Raw genomic sequence first — 17,627 nt, forward strand, 5'->3', positions numbered from 1 at the left:
GGCGGCTTCCGCGCTATGCTAGGTGCATGCTTCGCTATTGCCGCTCGCCCCTGTGCCTGGTCGTCGAAACCCGCTGGCTGATCCCGCGCGGGTTTGACGGCTTCACGCCCGGTCCGCTGATCCTACTGCGCCCCGGCGCCAGCCATGCGCTGATCGAGCACGAGAAGGTGCATGTGCGCCAGTTCTGGCGCAGCTGGGGCCTGATGGGCGTGCTCTACCTGGCCAGCCGGCGCTGGCGCCTGCGCTATGAAGTGGAGGCCTACCGCGTGCAGCTGCGGTACAGCCCGCCGGGCGCGGCGCATGGGCTGGCGCGCGTGCTGGCGTGCAAGTACCGGCTCAGGATTTCAGAAGCCGAGGCGTACCGGCTGCTGACGCAAGACCCGCACGGCGATGCCCAATGAAAACGGCCCGCACCAGTCACTGGCGCGGGCTGTTTCTCTTGTCTGGCGGAAGCGGTGAGATTCGAACTCACGGATGGGTCACCCCATCGGCAGTTTTCAAGACTGCTGCCTTAAACCACTCGGCCACGCTTCCTGGAAAGTGCGGGCATTGTAGCGCGAAAGGACACGGGCCCCGCGCGCTGCCGCCTGCAGACCTGACGGTCAGGCCGCGCATTATACAAGGCTCGCGTGGATCGATGGTGGTCTTGTGTTGCGGCACGCAAGCGCGCGTAAACTTCCTGCCACATCCACCGCCGCGGATGTCGGCGTCTGTCTGACATTACGGAACCTTCACACGCCGGCATCGCTCATATTGTCGTGCCGGGTGGCGCGGTGTGTGCCGCATCCCCGGCTTTCGCCTGGCAACAGAGGAGAACTCAAAATGCGAATCCATAGCAAGAAATGGCTGATCGTTCCGGTGGCCGCAGCGGCTGTGCTGGCCGGTTGTGCCGCGCCGCCGTATGACAGCGGCTACAACACCGGCTACAACGCCCCGCCTCCGGGGTACCAGACTCCCAACACCTCGCAGGCCCCGGCTGGCGCGGTGTACTACGGCCGTGTGGAATCGATCGAACCGATCACCAACACGCAAAACAGCTCGGGCCTGCTTGGCACCGTGATCGGCGGTGCGGCCGGCGGCCTGCTGGGCCACCAGATCGGCGGCGGGCGCGGGCAGACCGCGGCGACCATCGGCGGTGCCGTGGTCGGCGCCGTGGCCGGCAACCAGATCGAGAAGCGCGCGGGCAGCAACACGCAGACCGCGTACCGCGTCAACGTGCGCCTGGATGATGGCCGCGTGGCCACGGTGACCCAGTCGAGCCTGGGCAACCTGCAGGTGGGCACGCGGGCGCGCGTGGCCAACGACATGGCAACGCCGTACTGATAAGGCCAGCCTGACGTTTGCCAGCATGTAAAAGGCCACGCATTGCGTGGCCTTTTTTTGTTGCCGGCGCACGGCGGCGCTCAGTCCTTCAGGAACATCTCCTGCAGGTCGTTGAGGAAGCGCCGGCCCAGCTCGGTGGGGCGGATGGTGGTCAGGTCCGCTTCCAGCAGCCCTTTCTTTTCCGCCTCGGCCAGCTGCTTGCTGATGGTATGCAGCGGCAGCCCGGTGTAGTCGTGGAAGCTTGATGCCGGCACGCCGTCGGTCAGGCGCAGGGCGTTGAGCATGAACTCGAACGGCAATTCGTCGGCGCCGACATCGCGCGCTTCCTGCACGGCATTGCCGGCCAGTGCCCGCTCCATGTAGGTGGCCGGATGCTTGTGCCGCATCTGGCGCAGTATCCGATGCGGGAACGACAGCTTGCCGTGCGCGCCGGCGCCGATGCCGAGGTAGTCGCCGAAGCGCCAGTAGTTCAGGTTGTGGCGCGCCTCGCGATGCGGCTTTGCGTACGCCGAAGTTTCGTAGTGCCGGTAGCCGGCCTCGGCCGTGCGCGCTTCAATCCAGTCCTGCATCTCGTACGCGCTGTCGTCGTCCGGCAGCGCGGGCGGGAACCTGGCGAACAGCGTGTTGGGCTCCAGCGTCAGGTGGTACAGCGACAGGTGCGTGGTGCCGTACGACAGCGCGGTTTCCACATCCTGCCGGCATTCATCCAGCGTCTGGCCGGGCAGGGCGTACATCAGGTCCAGGTTGATGTTGTCGAAGCTGGCCTGGGCGATGTCGATCGCCTTGCGCGCCTCGGCACCGCCGTGGATGCGGCCGAGCGCCTGCAGGTGCCGGTCGTTGAAGCTCTGGATGCCGATCGACAGCCGGTTGATGCCGCTGGCGCGGTAGCTGGCGAACTTGTCGGCCTCGAAGGTGCCGGGGTTGGCCTCCATCGTGATCTCGGCGTCGGCGTCCAGCGGCAGCAGCGCGCGGATATCCGACAGTAGCCGGTCCATACCCGCTGCCGACAGCAGGCTGGGCGTGCCGCCGCCGATAAAGACCGTATGCACCGGCCGGCCCCACACCAGCGGCAGCGATTGCTCCAGGTCCGCGCGCAGCGCGTCCAGGTAGATGTCTTCCGGGATCTCGTGGTTGTCGGCGCCGGGCGCGGCGTGCGAGTTGAAATCGCAATACGGGCACTTGCGCACGCACCACGGGATATGCACGTACAGCGACAGCGGTGGCGAGCCGGGCAGGCTGATCTGCCCGGGCTTGAGCCAGAGCTGCTTGCTGTCCACGGGCACGGACGCGGAGACCGGTACGATCGGGATCATCGGGTGGTGGTTTCCGCGGCATCGGCCTGCAGCCGTGCCACCAGCGCGCGCAGCGCCTGGGCCCGGTGGCTGACCGTGTTCTTCTCTTCGGGTGACAGCTCGGCGGCTGTCTTGCCCAGGCGCGGCAGCAGGAAGTGCGGGTCGTAGCCAAAGCCGCCCGCGCCGCGCGGCGCGTCGACGACCTCGCCGTGCCAGAGGCCTTCGGCAATGATCGGGCAGGGGTCTTCGGCGTGGCGCACGAACACCAGCACGCAGTAGTAGTGTGCGTGGCGGTTCAGCTTGCCGGCCAGTTGCGAGACCAGGTGCGCATTGTTGGCGGCATCCGACCTGGCCTGCCCGGCCATCTGCGCATAGCGCGCGGAATAGACGCCGGGCGCGCCGTCCAGCGCCTGCACGCAGATGCCGGAATCGTCGGCCAGCGCGGGCAGCCCGGCCAGCCGGCTGGCGTGGCGGGCCTTGGCCAGCGCGTTCTCGACGAAGGTGGCAAAGGGCTCTTCGGCCTCGGGAATGCCCAGTTCGCCCTGGGGCACCACGTCAAAGCCGAGCGGAGCCAGCAGCGCGCCGAATTCGCGCAGCTTGCCGGCGTTGTTGGAAGCCAGTACCAGGCGTTGCATCGCGTGTCCCGCTGCTCAGGCCAGGTCGAGCGCTTCGCGCTGGTGCTGCACCAGGCGGGCGATGCCGGCTTCGGCCAGGCGCGTCATGGCGTCCAGGTCGGCGCGGCTGAAGGGCACGCCTTCGGCGGTGCCCTGCACCTCGACAAAGCCGCCGCTGCCGGTCATGACCACGTTCATGTCGGTGTCGCAGTTGCTGTCCTCGGCGTAGTCCAGGTCCAGCACCGGCACGCCGTCGACCATGCCGACCGAGACCGCGGCAACATGGTCGCGGATCGGGCTGGCGGCGATCAGGTCGTCGCGCAGCATGGTCGAAACCGCGTCATGGGCGGCGACGAAGGCGCCGGTGATGGCCGCGGTGCGGGTGCCGCCGTCGGCCTGCAGCACGTCGCAGTCCAGGTGGATGGTGTATTCGCCCAGCGCCGCCAGGTCGAACACCGAGCGCATGGCGCGGCCGATCAGGCGCTGGATTTCCTGGGTGCGGCCGGTCTGCTTGCCGCGCGCGGCTTCGCGGTCCGAGCGGGTGTGCGTGGCGCGCGGCAGCATGCCGTATTCGGCCGTGACCCAGCCTTCGCCGCTGCCTTTCTTGTGCGGCGGCACCTTGGCCAGCACGCTGGCGGTGCAAAGCACCTTGGTGTCGCCAAAGGCACACAGGACGGAGCCCTCAGCGTGGCGGGTGTAGTGGCGGGTAAGGCTGATGGAACGCAGCGCATCGGCTGCGCGGCCGCTGGGTCGCATGGGATGGTTTGTCCGAATCGGGGAGAGACCGCGATTCTAACGCCGCCAGCCCAAAGAACCCATTTCATGATGAAAGGGGACGCGTTCAAGCCAGGCGCGGCGCAGGCTAGGCGCGGGCCGCCGGCCTTGGTTATTCCAAGGTCAAGGCCCGCAACAACGCATGCGCCACGCCTGGCTTGAACCCACAGGGAAGGCTGCTGCCGGGCCGCATGGCGTTGTTGTGGCCTCCTTGCGTGGAGTGACCACGCGGCGTCGGCCACGCCTAGCCCTGCGGCCCGGCAGCAGCCTTCGCGCCCCTTCTTCATCATGAAATGGGTTCTAAAACGCTGCATAGCCTCCCCGGCGTGCGCCCGGGAAGGGCATTACCGCATCAGGTTGCTGGTCTTGTCGATGGCGGCGCGGATCTCGGCGATCGAGCGCTCGATCTCCTCTTCGGACAGCAGGTCGCTATCAGTGCCGGTGCGCTCCAGGATCGAGGTGGTGAAGGCGTTCAGCGGCAGGGTGTCGGTCATGACCGAATCCTGTCCCGCCGCATTGCTGTCCAGTTCCCACATCATGGCGATGCCGGTGGTGTTGTCGGCACCTTCGCCGGCGTTCTGCAGCGCCTGCTCGATCAGCGCCGGCACCGCCTGCACCACCGACAGGCGCGACAGCTTGTCCACCAGCGCGGGCTCTTCCAGTGCGCCCCACAGGCCGTCGGAGCAGAGCAGGGCCACGTCGCCCGGCTCCAGCCGCACCGGGCCGCCCAGGTCGATCAGCGGCAGGTTGGGCGAGCCCAGGCAGTTGTAGAGCTTGTTGCGCTCCGGGTGGTTGGCCACGTGCATCGGCAGCACGCGCTCCTGCTGCAGCAGGTTCTCGATCTTGGAGTGGTCGCGCGTGCGCGTCAGCAGCCGGCCCTTGCGCAGCAGGTAATAGCGCGAGTCGCCGGCGTGGGCCCAGTAGATCTGGCCCTGCTGCACCAGGCAGCAGACCACCGTGGTGCGCGGCACGTCCGCCATCTGGTTGGCTTCGGCATAGCGGTGGATCTCGCGGTGGGCCAGCATGATGGTGTCCTGCAGGAACTCGGCCGGGTTGCGCACCGTGGGCCGCGCCTGCACCTGGAACTGGCGCGCCAGCGTCTGCAGCGCCTGCTGCGCGGCGACTTCGCCGTGCGCATGGCCGCCCAGGCCGTCGGCCAGCACCATCAGCAGCGCGTCGCGCGTGAAGCAATAGCCCATGCGGTCCTGGTTGACGCGGCGGCCGCCTTTCCTGCTTTCCTGGTAGACAGAGAATCGCATGTTGGCTTTCAGGGAATTCAGTGGACTGGCCGCAACCGGGGCGCCAGATTTGTGATTCAGTCGACGCCCGCGCCGGGGACGGGTTCGTCACGCCGGCGCAGCAGGGTCAGGAAGCGCGATGTCGCCGCGGGCCGCTCCGCCGGTGCCATGGCCGGGGCTTGCGTCTGCGGCGCCAGCGTCTGCTCGCCCAGGGCGTTGGTCTGCTCGCGCAACTCCTTTTGCAGCCGGAACACGCTCTGCGGGCGCTCGGCCGGCGTCAGCCGCAGGCACCATTCGACCAGGTCCACCAGCCCGTTGGTGTAGCTGCTGCGCAGCCGCGCCAGGGCTTCGCCCATGCGGTCTTCCTTTTCGCGCTGGTTGGCTTCCTGCGGCGGCATGCCGGCCATGCAGGCGTAGAGCGTGGCGCCCAGGCTGTAGACATCGGTCCACGGGCCCAGGTCGGAGTGCTTGCCATAGAGCTCGGGCGCGGCAAAGCCGGGGGTGTACATCGGCTGGAAGCGGGCCGCTTCCATCGTCAGGGTCTGCCGCGCGGCGCCAAAATCCAGCAGGATCGGGGATTCGTCCTCGCGCAGGTAGATGTTGCCGGGCTTGATGTCCAGGTGCAGCAGCTTGTGGATATGGACCTCGCGCAGGCCGCTCATCAGGTCGTGGAAGACCTTGCGCATGAAATGCTCGCGCAGCACCTTGGGGCCGCCTTGCTGCCGGGCGGCCAGCACGTGCTCCTGCAGCGTCTTGCCCAGCTCGTAGTTCATCACCATGTAGACGGTGGAATTCTCGCGGAAGAAATTCACTACGCGCACTACGCTGGGATGGGAGATGCGGGCCAGCGAGCGGCCCTCTTCAAAGAAGTATTTCAGGCCCAGCCGGAACGCGGCGGCGTTTTCCTCGGGCACCACGGGGATGAGTTCGCCCGGGTTGCGCCGCGCCAGCGACGCCGGCAGGTATTCCTTGATGGCAACCGGCGCGCCGGTATCGTCGGTGGCCAGGTAGACGAAACTGAACCCCCCGCTGGCCAACTTCTTTACAATACGATAGTTGGACAACAGCGTGCCGACGGGCAGCGGTGCACTCTTCGGTTGTGTCGTGCCCTTTGGCTCTGTCATGGGAATAGGGACCTGATTTGCCTCCGGATTGTCCGGGCTAATCGGTCACTTGTAAAGAACACAAATAAGGGCATTGTTGCCCTCCTTTCAACGTATTGAGAGCGTCCCCGGGCTCCCATGCGGGGCGCTCGAGGCGGACGTACGCGGGCCGCCAGCAGCCCGGGGCCGCCGCCATTCACGAGAACATCCAATGATCCACAGCATGACAGGCTATGGCCTGGCGACGCGCCAGGCGCCATTGACCAACGCGCAAGGCGAGCCCAGCGGGCGCTCCGCGTCCGTTTCGGTGGAATTCCGCACTGTCAATTCGCGTTTCCTCGACCTGTTGTTCCGGGCCCCGGAAGAGTGCCGCGCCTTCGAGCCGGCCCTGCGCGAGATGCTGATGGCCGAGCTGTCGCGAGGCAAGCTGGAGTGCCGCATCAACCTGCAGCGCACCGACGCCGGCGGCGCCACCCTGGCCCTCAATGAAGGGCTGCTGGCGCAGATCCGCGCGCTGGAAACCACCGTCGCCGCCACCTTCGCCAGTGCCGGCACCCTGCGCATGGGCGAGATCCTGCGCTGGCCGGGCGTGCTGGTCGAGCCGGAACTGTCGCAGGAGGCACTGCGCGAGGCGGTGCTGGGCGCCGCGCGCGAGGCGCTGGACCAGCTGCTGGAAGCCCGCCGCCGCGAAGGCGACGCGCTCAAGGCGACGCTGATGGAGCGCATCGACGCCATGCTGGCGATCGTCGAGCGCCTGACGCCGACCATCCCGCAGCTGATCGCCCATCACCAGGACAAGCTGACCGAGCGCCTCCAGGAGGCCTTCAACCTGGCCGCGCCTGCCGGCATGCCGTCGATGAGCCGCGACGAGATCGCCGAGCGCATCCGCCAGGAAGCCACCGTCTACGGCATCCGCATCGACATCGCCGAAGAGCTGTCGCGGCTGCAGGCGCACCTGAACGAGACCCGGCATATCCTGAAGAAGGGCGGCCAGGCCGGCAAGCGCCTGGACTTCATGATGCAGGAGCTCAACCGCGAGGCCAACACGCTTGGCTCCAAGGCCGCCGCCAAGGAACTGGCCGACGCCTCGATGGAGCTCAAGCTGCTGATCGAACAGATGCGCGAGCAGGTCCAGAATCTCGAATAAAGACAGTTCCAGGAATCACCAAAGAATCATCATGAGCCCAACGCCTCAATCCGCGCCCCACACTGCCATCGATACCGTCTACCCCGGCAACCTCTTCATGGTGGTGGCGCCGTCCGGAGCCGGCAAGTCGACGCTGGTCAACAAGCTGCTGTCGCAGGACCCGGCCATCCGCCTGTCGATCTCGCACACCACGCGCGCGCCGCGCCCGGGCGAGCAGGACGGGCGCGAATACCACTTCGTCACGGTCGACGCGTTCCGCGCTGCGCGCGATCGCGGCGACTTCCTGGAATGGGCCGAGGTCCACGGCAACTACTACGCGACCTCGCGCGTGTGGATCGAGCAGCAGATGGCGCAAGGCAACGACGTGCTGCTCGAGATCGACTGGCAGGGCGCGCAGCAGGTGCACCAGCGCTTTTCCAACGCGGTCGAGATCTTCATCCTGCCGCCGTCGCTGACGGCTCTGGAAGAGCGCCTGAAAAAGCGCGGCCAGGACGAGCCCAATGTGATCGTGCGCCGGCTGCTGGCGGCGGGCAGTGAAATGGCCCACGCCTCGGAGTCGGACTACGTCATCATCAACGAGGTCTTCGACGATGCTCTGGAGCAGTTGCGCAACGTGATCAGCGCCACGCGGCTGCGGTTTTCCTCGCAGAAAGCGCGGCATACGGAGCTGTTTATCGAGTTGGGCATCCACTGAGCCGATGCCTGCCGATGACAGCCGCGCGAGGCGCCGCCGGCGTTTTCCGCCGCGTGCTGTAAAATAGCAACCCAACGTAAGGTTTTGTCCCAAGGTGGATTTGATATGGCGCGTATTACCGTCGAAGATTGTCTGAAACACATTCCGAATCGCTTCGAGCTCGCGCTGGCGGCCACGTATCGTGCCCGTCAGCTGGTGCAGGGCCACACGCCCAAAGTCGAAGCAAAGGACAAGCCGACTGTGGTGGCACTGCGCGAGATCGCGTCGGGCCAGGTCGGCATCGAGATGCTGAAGAAGGTCCCGACCTGATTGGTCAGGCGGCCCATGGCTTATCCTCGCATCGTGCCAGCACGTATCCAGCCGGATTCCAGGGGCCGCCGCCATGCCTTCGCCGCATTCGCCCTCCAAGCCTCCCTCCCAGCCGTCGCCGACTGCCGTGGCGCCGGCGCTTGGCGATGCGGCCCCGCCTACGGCGCGTAAGCGCACCATTCCGGGCCAACCCTCCGTGAACGCGCGCACCGGCGCTCCCAATCTTCCCGATCCGCTCGGCGGCGATGTCGTCGGCGAACGTGCCGTCGCGCCCGCGCTGGCGCCGGGCAAGGCCAGGGGCGCGGCACTGCAGGACGAGCTGGCCGCGATGCAGGATGTGGCGCCGGCGGCTGACAGCCTGTTTATCGACGCAGTGCTGGCGCAGTCATACCGTCACTTCTTCGGCCCGACCTCGCAGCCGGCGGTGCCGCCGCGCCAGCAGGTCATCTCCATCACCCGGCTGATGGAGAAACTCGCGTACCTGAAGGCGCCCGACCTGGCGCGCGTGCGCGAGGCCTTCCAGTTTTCCGACGAAGCCCATCTGGGCCAGTACCGCCAGAGTGGTGAGCCCTACATCACCCATCCGGTGGCGGTGGCCGAGCTGTGCGCGGACTGGAAGCTGGATGTGCAGTCCATCATGGCGGCGCTGCTGCACGACGTGATGGAAGACCAGGGCATCACCAAGAGCGAGCTGGCCGAGAAATTCGGCCCCAAGGTCGCCGAACTGGTCGATGGCCTGACCAAATTGGACAAGCTCGAATTCCAGAGCCGCGAGCAGGCGCAGGCGGAGAGCTTCCGCAAGATGCTGCTGGCGATGGCGCGCGACGTGCGCGTGATCCTGGTGAAGCTGGCCGACCGTACGCACAACATGCGCACGCTCGACTTCGTGCCGCCGGAGAAACGCCGCCGTATCGCGTTGGAGACGATGGAGATCTATGCGCCGATCGCGCACCGTCTCGGTCTCAACACGATCTACCGCGAACTGCAGGAGTTGTCCTTCAAGGTCGGCTCGCCGTTCCGCTACGCCACGCTGGAGAAAGCCGTCAAGGCCGCGCGCGGCAACCGCCGCGAGGTGGTCAAGCGTATCCTGGAAGCCGCGCAGAAGGGGCTGGCCGATGCCGGCATCGTGGCCGAACTGTCCGGGCGCGAGAAAACGCTCTACAGCATCTACCGCAAGATGCACGACAAGCAGCTGTCGTTCTCGCAGGTGCTGGACGTATATGGTTTCCGCGTGGTGGTGGAAACGCAGATGCACTGCTACATGGCGATGGGCGCGCTGCACGGGCTGTACAAGCCCATGCCCGGCAAGTTCAAGGACTACATCGCCATCCCCAAGATCAACGGCTACCAGTCGCTGCACACCACGCTGGTGGGCCCGTTTGGCACGCCGGTGGAGTTCCAGATCCGCACGCGCGACATGCACCAGATCGCCGAGGCCGGCGTGGCTGCGCACTGGATGTACAAGCACCAGGCCGACCACGCCAACGATATTCAGCAGCAGGCGCACCAGTGGCTGCAGTCGCTGCTCGATATCCAGAGCCAGACCGGCGATTCGCAGGAATTCCTGGAGCACGTCAAGATCGACCTGTTCCCGGATGCGGTCTACGTGTTCACGCCCAAGGGCCATATCCGCGCGCTGCCGCGCGGCGCCACCGCGCTGGACTTTGCCTACGCGGTGCACAGCGATCTGGGCAACCAGTGCGTTGCGGTCAAGATCAACAACGAGATGTTGCCGCTGCGCACCGAGCTCAAGAGCGGCGATATCGTCGAGGTGGTGACGGCGCCATACTCCAAGCCCAATCCGGCGTGGCTGTCGTTCGTGCGCACCGGCAAGGCGCGCGCGGCGATCCGCCACTACCTGAAGACCACCAAGCTCGACGAAGCCATCCAGCTCGGCGAGCGCCTGCTGGAACAGTCGGCGCGCCAGCTCGGCTTCGAGCTCAAGGCGGTGCCGCAGTCGGTGTGGGACCGCATGGTCCAGTGGACCGGCAACAAGCAGCGCGAAGACATCTTTGCCGACCTGGCACTGGGCCGGCGTGTGCCGGCGGTGGTGGCCAAGCGCATGGAGATCCTGCTGCAGGAGCTGTCCGGCGATGTCGACAGCGCGCTGCTGGCGGCGGTGCAGACCTTTGCCGGCGAAGAAGCGCCCGCGGTGCCGATCACCGGCGACGAAGGCATGTCGATGATCTTCTCGGCGTGCTGCCGCCCGATCCCGGGCGATTCGATCGTCGGCTACCTGGGCAAGGGCGAAGGGCTGCAGATCCACGTGCAGGACTGCAAGATCGCCAAGCGCCTGCACAGCAAGGATCCTGAGCACTGGATCGACGTGATGTGGGCCAAGAAGACCACGCGCGCCTTCGATGTATCGATCAAGGTGATGGTGCGCAACGTCAAGGGCATCGTCGCGCGCGTGGCGGCCGACCTGACCGCCGCCGATGCCAACGTGGCGCACGTGGCCATGGAGCAGCAGGACGCCGGCCACCAGGAAGCCACCTATATGCAGTTCATCATCCAGGTACAGAACCGCCTGCACCTGGCCAACGTGATGCGCGGGCTGCGCCGCAACCCCGACGTCATCCGCATCTTCCGCGACCGCAACGACGGCTGAGCGCCGCTCGGCAGCGTGGGATTACTCGGCGCCGCGCGGCGACGGGTAGCGGACTTCCAGGATATCGATCTGCTCGACCCCGGCCGGCGTGCGCAACGCCACGGTGTCGCCTTCGCGCGCCTTGATCAGCGCCTTGGCGATCGGCGAGATCCAGCTCACGTGGTTGCTGTCCAGGTCGACTTCATCCATGCCGACGATGGTGATGGTGGTTTCTTCGCCGGCGCGATTGGCGTAGGTGACGGTGGCGCCGAAGAAAATCTGGTCGTTGTCGCCCTGCAGGGACGCGTCGACCACTTCCGCCTTGTCGAGGCGGCGCGTCAGGAAGCGGATGCGGCGGTCGATCTCGCGCAGCCGCTTCTTGCCATAGAGATAGTCGCCATTCTCCGAGCGGTCGCCATTGGAGGCTGCCCACGACACGATCTGCACCACATCGGGCCGGTCGACGTCGATCAGCTGCATCAGCTCATTGCGCAGGCGGTTGTAGCCATCGGCGGTGATGTAGTTCTTGGTGCCGGGAGGTAGCGGCGTTGCGCCTTCGGGGAGATCGTCGTCCTCGTCGCCGGACGACTCTTTGACAAATGCCTTGTTCATGTTCCGGATCACTTCTTGGGTCTGTCATTATAGGAAAACGCCACAGGCGAACCTCGCCGGCGGGCATCTGCTGCGCCCCTTCCAAGGAAAGATCACAAAAAAGTTGCGAAGGGGCTTCCCAAAAATAAAAACTGGGTTATAATCTTTTTCTCGCGTGCGGCTGTAGCTCAGTTGGATAGAGTACTTGGCTACGAACCAAGGGGTCGTGGGTTCGAATCCTGCCAGCCGCGCCACCTATGCAGAAAGAAAAGGGCTTCCGGAAACGGAAGCCCTTTTTCGTTTCCGTCCTCTCGCCGTCGTGCCGTTCGACCTGTGCGCTGCGGCGACCGTTCCCGCTTTCCACCTGCACCCAACGCGTCGCCTGCGATTGCTGCGTCACGCCTTGCGGTCGCGCGTGCGGCCTCCTAGGCTCGAATCAGGCACAACCTCGACCCTGGGAGCTGAGCGCATGGAAAACGCAGAGTGGCGCGTTGAAGAGTACCGCGGCATGGATGTCTATGTCCTGGTATCGCCGCAAGGGCAGGACAGCATCGGCCGTTGGGGCTATGAAGTCCGCGTGTCGCAGGAAGGCGCCGACCCGGCCGACGCGGGCGATACCGAGTTGCTTGCCAGCGGCCCGCAGCAGTTCGCCACGCGCCATGCGGCAGAGGTGGCTGCCTTCGGCGCGGGCTATGCCCTGGTGGACCGGCTGCTGGGGCCCGCCGAATAAGGGCTGTGCGTCATTGTGATTGGCGCAACGGCTTATATCATGCCGTGATCTATTGCTATTGACGCGGATCATTTTTGATCCGGCCCGGCATTCCTACGCTGGAAATGAAGCGAGCGAAGTCTCGCTCGGTCCATGAACCGGACGGCAAAGCCAGGCGCATTGCATGACGGCGCGAGGCACGAATGAACGATTTCATGCGCACGGCAAAATAGCGCTTGCCATGCGCGGGTGAATCGCCCATAATCCGTCTCCTTCAGACGCGGGGTGGAGCAGTTGGCAGCTCGTCGGGCTCATAACCCGAAGGTCGCAGGTTCAAGTCCTGCCCCCGCAACCAACGCCTTATCTCAGTATCCAGCGGCATTCGCCGCAGTCCTTCAAGGCGTTGTTCTCAAGGCCGTCCGGCCTGACTCACCCACTGCTCCGATGTGATTCCGCGCAACCCAAAGGCATGGCCTTGCAGCGTTCGTGCGCCTGCTCGCTAGGTGCGCACCAGTTCCGCCGCACGCCTGAACGTATCGCGCACCAGCGGCTGGTCTTCACGCTCCGCGGCGTCGGCATGCTCACGCAGCCGCATGGCCAGCACCGTCAGTGTGCCTTGCGCCTGCGGCCCGCCCGCGGCCTGGCACTTGGTTACCGCTTCGCGCATCACCGCATCGAGCTCGCCGCTGACATCGGCACCATCGAAGGCGCTCACCGAGAGAGCCGAGATGCGTTCCAGGTAGAGATTGACCAGCGCTTCATCGTGTAGCGGTTCGGACATGTCGGCTCCTTGTCGGTGACGGGGATACAAACCCATTGTAGTGAAGCCGCCGCCCGCACGGGATCAAACAGTAATGATTCTTGTTCTTGTCCTTGCCGCGCTTCCCATACAATGTGCACCTGCCCAATTTATCCCGATGTTATTGCCATCATGATGCTGCAGATTCCCGACGTACTGTCCAAGGCCCAGGTGGCGCAAGTCCGGCAAGTCATCGACGCGGCGGCGTGGGCCGACGGCAATGAGACCTCGGGTTACCAGTCGGCGCTGGCCAAGCGCAACCTGCAGTTACCGGAGGGCTCGCCGGCGGCGCGCCAGGTGGGCGACCTGATCCAGGACGCGCTCGGCAACAATGCGCTGTTCTTCTCGGCGGCGCTGCCGCTGAAGGTCTATCCGCCGCTGTTCAACCGCTATGAGGGCGGGCATACCTTTGCCAATCACGTCGACAACGCGATCCGCTACCTGCGCGGCACCAGCTTCCGCATCCGCAGCGACCTGTCGGCGACACTGTTCCTGACCGAGCCGGAGGAATACGACGGCGGCGAACTGGTGATCGAGGACACCTACGGCCAGCAGCGCGTGAAGCTGCCGGCCGGGCATATGGTGCTGTACCCGGCCACCAGCATCCACCACGTGACGCCGGTCACGCGCGGGGCGCGGGTGTCATCGTTCTTCTGGATCCAGAGCATGGTGCGCGACGATGGCCAGCGCGCGCTGCTGTTCGAGCTGGACGCACGTATCCGCTTGGTGGCGCAGGAGCTCGGCCAGGCGCATGAATCGGTGATCGGCCTGACCGGGGTCTATCACAACCTGCTGCGCCGCTGGGCGGACGCCTGAACGCCGGCGGCGCCCTCTCAAGGGCGCTGCATCACGTCAGCCAGCAAGCAGGCGCGACTATTCGTCGCGCCGTCGCTGCATCTGCAACAGTTCGATCGGAGAGGGCTGGATACGCCGCCGCGCCGGACGCAGCGCGCGGTTGGGCCACAGCACGTAGTTGGTGTGCGGATCCAGCGGCTTGCCGAAGTACGAGACCCAGACCTGTACGCCTTGCTCGGTTTCGGCAATGATGGCCGCGACGGCGCGCGCCGCGGCGGAAGGGGACTTGAGCAGCTCCGCCAGGGCTTCGACGCCCTGCACGACATGGTGCTTCACCCCGGCAAACCATGCGTACTGACGCATGGCGGACAACAAACGCTTGGTCATGAACGCGACTCTGGTTGTGTGGAAAGTGCGAATGAGACCCGCACGCTTCCGATTTGTTCACGGCAGTTTGCGAAATACCAGCATGACTGCGGCGCCATCTCGCCGGGATGGCATGCGCGCGGGATGCGTCACCTGATATCGCTCCTGTGCCGCTCGCGTCACGTGGCGTGCGGCGGCTCAGGTACCAGTGCAGAGAGTACCATTGCCAGCCGGTCCAGGGCAGGATCGATATCCAGCAGGTCGATGGCGCCGAAGCCCAGCAGCAGCCCCGCGCAGGTAGCAGGGGGCGAGGCATAGCAGGGATCGAGCGTGGCAAGCGCCAGGTCGGCCAGGCGCGCCATCGAGACCAGCGCCTCGGACGCCACCGGCACGCGCAGCCGTGCCGCCAGGTGGAAGCCCGCCATTGCCGGCAGCGGCTCCAGCCACGGCGACAGGTCGCCCTGCAGCCGCGCCAGCAGGCGGGCGCGGCGCTGGGCGTGGCGCGCGTGCGAGCGCCGGATATGGCGCAGCAGGTGCCCCTCGGACAGGAAGCGCGCCAGCGCCTGCTGGATCAGCGTCGGCGTGTACCAGTCCATCAGGTGCTTGACCTTGCGCGCGGTCGGCATCAGCCAGGGCGGCACCACCAGGTAGCCGCCGCGCAGGTTCGCCACCAGCGTCTTCGAGAAGGTGCCGAGGTAGACCACGCGGCCATGCCGGTCCAGCGTCTGCAGCGCGTCCAGTGCCTGGCCGCCGTAGCGGAATTCGCTGTCGTAGTCGTCTTCCAGGATCACCGCGTGGCGGCGCGCCGCCCAGTCCAGCAGCGCCTGGCGCCGCGCCAGGCTCATCGGCACGCCCAGCGGCGACTGGTGCGAGGGGGTGACATAGACCAGCGTGGCATCGTTCGGCAGTGCGTCCACCACCAGCCCTTCGCCATCGACCGGCACTGGCACCACCCGTGCGCCCAGCCCCTGGAACAACGAACGCGCCATCGGGTAGCCGGGATCCTCCATCGCCACCACGGCGCCGGGCCCGAGCACCAGCCGGGCCAGCAGGTCGATGCCCTGTTGCGCGCCGCCTGTGACCAGGATGTCAGTCGGCATGCTCTGCACGCCGCGCGTGAATGCGATATGGCGGGCAATGGCCTGGCGCAGCACCATCTCACCGGCCGGATCGGCGGCGCCGGGCGGACGCTGGCGCTCGGCGGCCAGCGCCGCGCGCACGCAGCGCGACCAGGCTTCATGCGGAAAGCGCGTGGTGTCGGCCTGCCCCGGCTGGAACGCATAGCGCGCGCCGCCGGCGGCGTCCAGGAACGGCGTCGGCACCGCCATCCAGCGCTGCACGGCGGGCGGCAGCACCGGCGCAGCCGCCATGCGCACGGCCGGGCGGGACAGCCCCTCGGCCACATAGGTGCCGTCGCCGACGCGCGCGTGCAGCCAGCCCTCGGCCACCAGCCGTTCATACGCCATGGTCACCGTCTTGCGCGCCACGCCCAGCTGCGTGCCAAGCAGGCGCGTAGGCGGCATGCGTGCGCCGGCCCCGAGCCGTCCGCCCTGGATTGCGTCGCGGATCTGGTGGACGATCTGCGCGGTCAGGTCGCTGGCTTGGTCCAGCGCGAGATGCAGTTCCATGAGGGTACGCGTCGATCAAAATTGGTCTACTGATTCTGCCGGAAATTGGCAGTGTACGGGGCCAATCGATGCGTCTATCTTTCATCCCAACGGGCGCGACGCAGTGCCCGCCGAATCCAACCTGTCAAATCGGAGATCGATCATGGAAGAACGGATGAACTGGCAAGACGTGGCCCCTGACGCGTACAAGGCAATGATCGGCCTGGAGGTCTACCTGGCGCGCTGCTCGCTGGAGACCACGTTGAAGGAACTGGTGAAGATCCGCGCCTCGCAGATCAACGGCTGCGCGTTCTGCCTGGACATGCACATCACCGATGCGCGCAAGCATGGCGACAGCGAGCGCCGCTTGAACCTGCTGCCGGCCTGGCGTGAAGTGAGTTGGTTCACCCCACGCGAGCGCGCCGCGCTGGCGTGGACCGAGGCGCTCACGCTGCTGCCGCAAAGCCAGGCGCCGGATGCGGACTACCAGGCCTTGCGCGAGCAATTCTCGGAAAAGGAAATGGCCGACCTGACCTTGCTGATCTCGGCCATCAATGCATGGAACCGCTTTGGCGTCGGTTTCCGGCGCCAGCCACCGGCGCTCTGAGCCACGGCGCACATTCGCCTGACCCCAGCCTGACCCCTGCCGCGGCCTGCCGATTGACAAGCCGCGGCGCAGTGCATGAGCTTCTGTTGCAGATGCTGCACAAATGGCAACCGCCGGCGGCGCCGGCATCGGGGGCATGGTGGCGATACGTCAGGAGGGCGGCGAAGCCGGGGCCGAGGGTACCGTCGAGGCCCGGCGCGAGCGCGGCAGGGCCGCACGCCAGAAGGTGCCGCGCGGTGCGCATGAAGCCATCGGCAACGTCGACCGCGACCCCGTCGAACTGCTGGAAATCAGCAGCCACGGCCGGGTGGAGCGGCTGGTGCCGCTGCGCTATGGCCGCGTGATCCAGTCGCCGTTCGCCTTCTACCGCGGCAGCGCCATCATCCAGGCGCACGACCTGGCCGGCACCGCGGATTCCGGGCTGCATATGCAGATCTGCGGCGACTGCCACCTGGCCAACTTCGGCGGCTTTGCCACGCCCGAGCGCGCGCTGCTGTTCGACCTCAACGATTTCGACGAAACCAGCCCCGGCCCGTGGGAATGGGACCTCAAGCGCCTGTGCGCAAGCTTCGTGGTGGCGGCACGCCACCTGCAGCACAAGGCCGGCGTGGCCGAAGCCGTGGTGCGCGAGGCGGTGGGCAGCTACCAGCGCCGCATGCTGGCCTATGCCGAAATGGGCATGCTTGACCAGGTGCGCGGCAAGCCTCGGCCTTTAGGCCGGAGAAGGATAGCGCGGACGCCGTCGGCGTCCTTTCGGGGGCTAATGCGGCGTCTGTTGTTGCTCAATGTATTGGCGGATGATCTCGATGGGCGCACCGCCGCAGCTCCCTGCGAAGTAAGACGGCGACCACAGCGCACCGCCCCATAGCTTCTTGCTGATGCTCGGGTAGTTCTTCTTTCGGATCATACGGCTGGATACCCCTTTCAAGCTGTTTACCAGTGCGGACACCGCGACCTTTGGCGGGTAGTTCACAAGAAGGTGAACGTGATCGTCCTCCCCATCGAACTCCACCAGTTCAGCTTCGAAATCTGCGCAAACGCCGGTAAATATGTCGCGCAGGTCCTCTGCCGA

General features: G+C 66.2%; 20 protein-coding genes, 3 tRNA genes and 1 pseudogene. 12 read left to right on the plus strand and 12 right to left on the minus strand.

All coding sequences use genetic code 11. The features are described 5' to 3' along the window. The first annotated feature begins 26 nt into the window (after positions 1-26). A complete protein-coding gene (locus CNE_RS04345; protein ID WP_013955929.1) occupies positions 27-401 on the plus strand; it encodes a hypothetical protein in 375 nt (124 codons plus the stop codon). A gap of 43 nt (positions 402-444) precedes the next feature. Here the strand turns inward: CNE_RS04345 and CNE_RS04350 are convergent. Continuing rightward, positions 445-534: transfer RNA gene (locus CNE_RS04350), tRNA-Ser, on the minus strand. A 288-nt stretch (positions 535-822) separates the two neighbouring features. Between CNE_RS04350 and CNE_RS04355 the strand changes: the two genes are divergently transcribed. Beyond that, the gene (locus tag CNE_RS04355; RefSeq protein ID WP_013955930.1) at positions 823-1,323 is read left to right on the plus strand and encodes an outer membrane lipoprotein; all 501 of its coding nucleotides are present in this window, start codon (positions 823-825) and stop codon (positions 1,321-1,323) included. Positions 1,324-1,403: 80 nt separating this feature from the next. Here the strand turns inward: CNE_RS04355 and hemW are convergent, their stop codons facing one another. From hemW to CNE_RS04380, 5 genes are all read right to left on the minus strand, one after another. Further along, positions 1,404-2,636, minus strand: coding sequence for a radical SAM family heme chaperone HemW (hemW, locus tag CNE_RS04360; protein ID WP_013955931.1), 1,233 nt, complete (start codon positions 2,634-2,636; stop codon positions 1,404-1,406). Then, the gene (rdgB, locus tag CNE_RS04365; protein ID WP_013955932.1) at positions 2,633-3,250 is read right to left on the minus strand and encodes an RdgB/HAM1 family non-canonical purine NTP pyrophosphatase; all 618 of its coding nucleotides are present in this window, start codon (positions 3,248-3,250) and stop codon (positions 2,633-2,635) included. The genes hemW and rdgB overlap by 4 nt, the downstream gene beginning before the upstream one ends. A 15-nt stretch (positions 3,251-3,265) precedes the next feature. After that, a complete protein-coding gene (gene rph, locus CNE_RS04370) occupies positions 3,266-3,985 on the minus strand; it encodes a ribonuclease PH (protein WP_013955933.1) in 720 nt (239 codons plus the stop codon). Positions 3,986-4,347: 362 nt separating this feature from the next. Continuing rightward, the gene (locus tag CNE_RS04375; RefSeq protein ID WP_011614807.1) at positions 4,348-5,262 is read right to left on the minus strand and encodes a PP2C family protein-serine/threonine phosphatase; all 915 of its coding nucleotides are present in this window, start codon (positions 5,260-5,262) and stop codon (positions 4,348-4,350) included. Positions 5,263-5,318: 56 nt separating this feature from the next. Beyond that, the gene (locus tag CNE_RS04380) at positions 5,319-6,365 is read right to left on the minus strand and encodes a serine/threonine protein kinase (RefSeq protein ID WP_013955934.1); all 1,047 of its coding nucleotides are present in this window, start codon (positions 6,363-6,365) and stop codon (positions 5,319-5,321) included. A 190-nt stretch (positions 6,366-6,555) separates the two neighbouring features. Between CNE_RS04380 and CNE_RS04385 the strand changes: the two genes are divergently transcribed. The 4 genes from CNE_RS04385 to CNE_RS04400 all read left to right on the plus strand — a co-directional run bounded on the left by CNE_RS04385 (position 6,556) and on the right by CNE_RS04400 (position 11,102). Beyond that, complete coding sequence (locus tag CNE_RS04385) at positions 6,556-7,491, plus strand: YicC/YloC family endoribonuclease (RefSeq protein ID WP_013955935.1); 936 nt, start codon at positions 6,556-6,558, stop codon at positions 7,489-7,491. A 31-nt stretch (positions 7,492-7,522) separates the two neighbouring features. After that, positions 7,523-8,185 carry a guanylate kinase gene (gene gmk, locus CNE_RS04390; protein ID WP_010809225.1) on the plus strand — a complete coding sequence of 221 codons (663 nt, stop codon included), beginning with the start codon at positions 7,523-7,525 and terminating at the stop codon, positions 8,183-8,185. Between the two features lie 105 nt (positions 8,186-8,290). After that, positions 8,291-8,494: a DNA-directed RNA polymerase subunit omega gene (rpoZ, locus tag CNE_RS04395; protein WP_006578656.1), complete on the plus strand. Its 204-nt coding sequence runs from the start codon at positions 8,291-8,293 to the stop codon at positions 8,492-8,494. A 196-nt stretch (positions 8,495-8,690) separates the two neighbouring features. Next, a complete protein-coding gene (locus CNE_RS04400; RefSeq protein WP_041228319.1) occupies positions 8,691-11,102 on the plus strand; it encodes a RelA/SpoT family protein in 2,412 nt (803 codons plus the stop codon). Between the two features lie 21 nt (positions 11,103-11,123). Here CNE_RS04400 and greB read toward each other — a convergent pair whose 3' ends face one another. Next, entirely contained in the window at positions 11,124-11,693 is a 570-nt protein-coding gene (gene greB, locus CNE_RS04405) for a transcription elongation factor GreB (RefSeq protein ID WP_013955937.1), read from the minus strand. Positions 11,694-11,849: 156 nt separating this feature from the next. On the opposite strand from greB, the gene CNE_RS04410 reads away from it, so the two are divergent. Together CNE_RS04410 and CNE_RS04415 are read left to right on the plus strand one after the other, a co-directional pair. Beyond that, a tRNA-Arg gene (locus CNE_RS04410) sits at positions 11,850-11,926 on the plus strand. 215 nt (positions 11,927-12,141) lie between these two features. Next, positions 12,142-12,402, plus strand: coding sequence for a hypothetical protein (locus CNE_RS04415; protein WP_013955938.1), 261 nt, complete (start codon positions 12,142-12,144; stop codon positions 12,400-12,402). A 55-nt stretch (positions 12,403-12,457) separates the two neighbouring features. Here CNE_RS04415 and CNE_RS40930 read toward each other — a convergent pair whose 3' ends face one another. Then, positions 12,458-12,643, minus strand: a complete 186-nt coding sequence (locus tag CNE_RS40930) for a hypothetical protein (RefSeq protein ID WP_013955939.1) — start codon at positions 12,641-12,643, stop codon at positions 12,458-12,460. A 17-nt stretch (positions 12,644-12,660) separates the two neighbouring features. Here CNE_RS40930 and CNE_RS04420 point away from each other — a divergent pair. Continuing rightward, a tRNA-Met gene (locus CNE_RS04420) sits at positions 12,661-12,736 on the plus strand. 144 nt (positions 12,737-12,880) lie between these two features. On the opposite strand, the gene CNE_RS04425 is transcribed toward CNE_RS04420, so the two are convergent. Then, complete coding sequence (locus CNE_RS04425) at positions 12,881-13,162, minus strand: hypothetical protein (protein WP_013955940.1); 282 nt, start codon at positions 13,160-13,162, stop codon at positions 12,881-12,883. Positions 13,163-13,312: 150 nt separating this feature from the next. Here CNE_RS04425 and CNE_RS04430 point away from each other — a divergent pair, with 150 nt between their 5' ends. Continuing rightward, a complete protein-coding gene (locus CNE_RS04430; protein WP_013955941.1) occupies positions 13,313-13,996 on the plus strand; it encodes a Fe2+-dependent dioxygenase in 684 nt (227 codons plus the stop codon). A 57-nt stretch (positions 13,997-14,053) separates the two neighbouring features. On the opposite strand, the gene CNE_RS04435 is transcribed toward CNE_RS04430, so the two are convergent. Together CNE_RS04435 and pdxR are read right to left on the minus strand one after the other, a co-directional pair. Next, positions 14,054-14,362 (minus strand): hypothetical protein, encoded by a 309-nt coding sequence (locus CNE_RS04435; protein ID WP_013955942.1) that lies wholly within the window; start codon positions 14,360-14,362, stop codon positions 14,054-14,056. Positions 14,363-14,520: 158 nt separating this feature from the next. Beyond that, positions 14,521-15,969 carry a MocR-like pyridoxine biosynthesis transcription factor PdxR gene (gene pdxR, locus CNE_RS04440; protein ID WP_013955943.1) on the minus strand — a complete coding sequence of 483 codons (1,449 nt, stop codon included), beginning with the start codon at positions 15,967-15,969 and terminating at the stop codon, positions 14,521-14,523. 142 nt (positions 15,970-16,111) lie between these two features. Between pdxR and CNE_RS04445 the strand changes: the two genes are divergently transcribed. After that, positions 16,112-16,555 carry a carboxymuconolactone decarboxylase family protein gene (locus tag CNE_RS04445; RefSeq protein WP_013955944.1) on the plus strand — a complete coding sequence of 148 codons (444 nt, stop codon included), beginning with the start codon at positions 16,112-16,114 and terminating at the stop codon, positions 16,553-16,555. 136 nt (positions 16,556-16,691) lie between these two features. After that, positions 16,692-17,423 (plus strand): DUF2252 family protein, encoded by a 732-nt coding sequence (locus CNE_RS04450; protein WP_080569564.1) that lies wholly within the window; start codon positions 16,692-16,694, stop codon positions 17,421-17,423. On the opposite strand, the pseudogene tnpA reads toward CNE_RS04450, so the two are convergent. Then, positions 17,316-17,615: pseudogene (tnpA, locus tag CNE_RS39070) on the minus strand (IS200/IS605 family transposase); the annotation flags it as partial. The gene CNE_RS04450 and the pseudogene tnpA sit on opposite strands and share 108 nt — an antisense overlap. Between the last annotated feature and the right edge of the window lie 12 nt (positions 17,616-17,627).

It is taken from the genome of Cupriavidus necator N-1, assembly GCF_000219215.1.
GTDB classification, from domain to species: Bacteria; Pseudomonadota; Gammaproteobacteria; order Burkholderiales; family Burkholderiaceae; genus Cupriavidus; species Cupriavidus necator.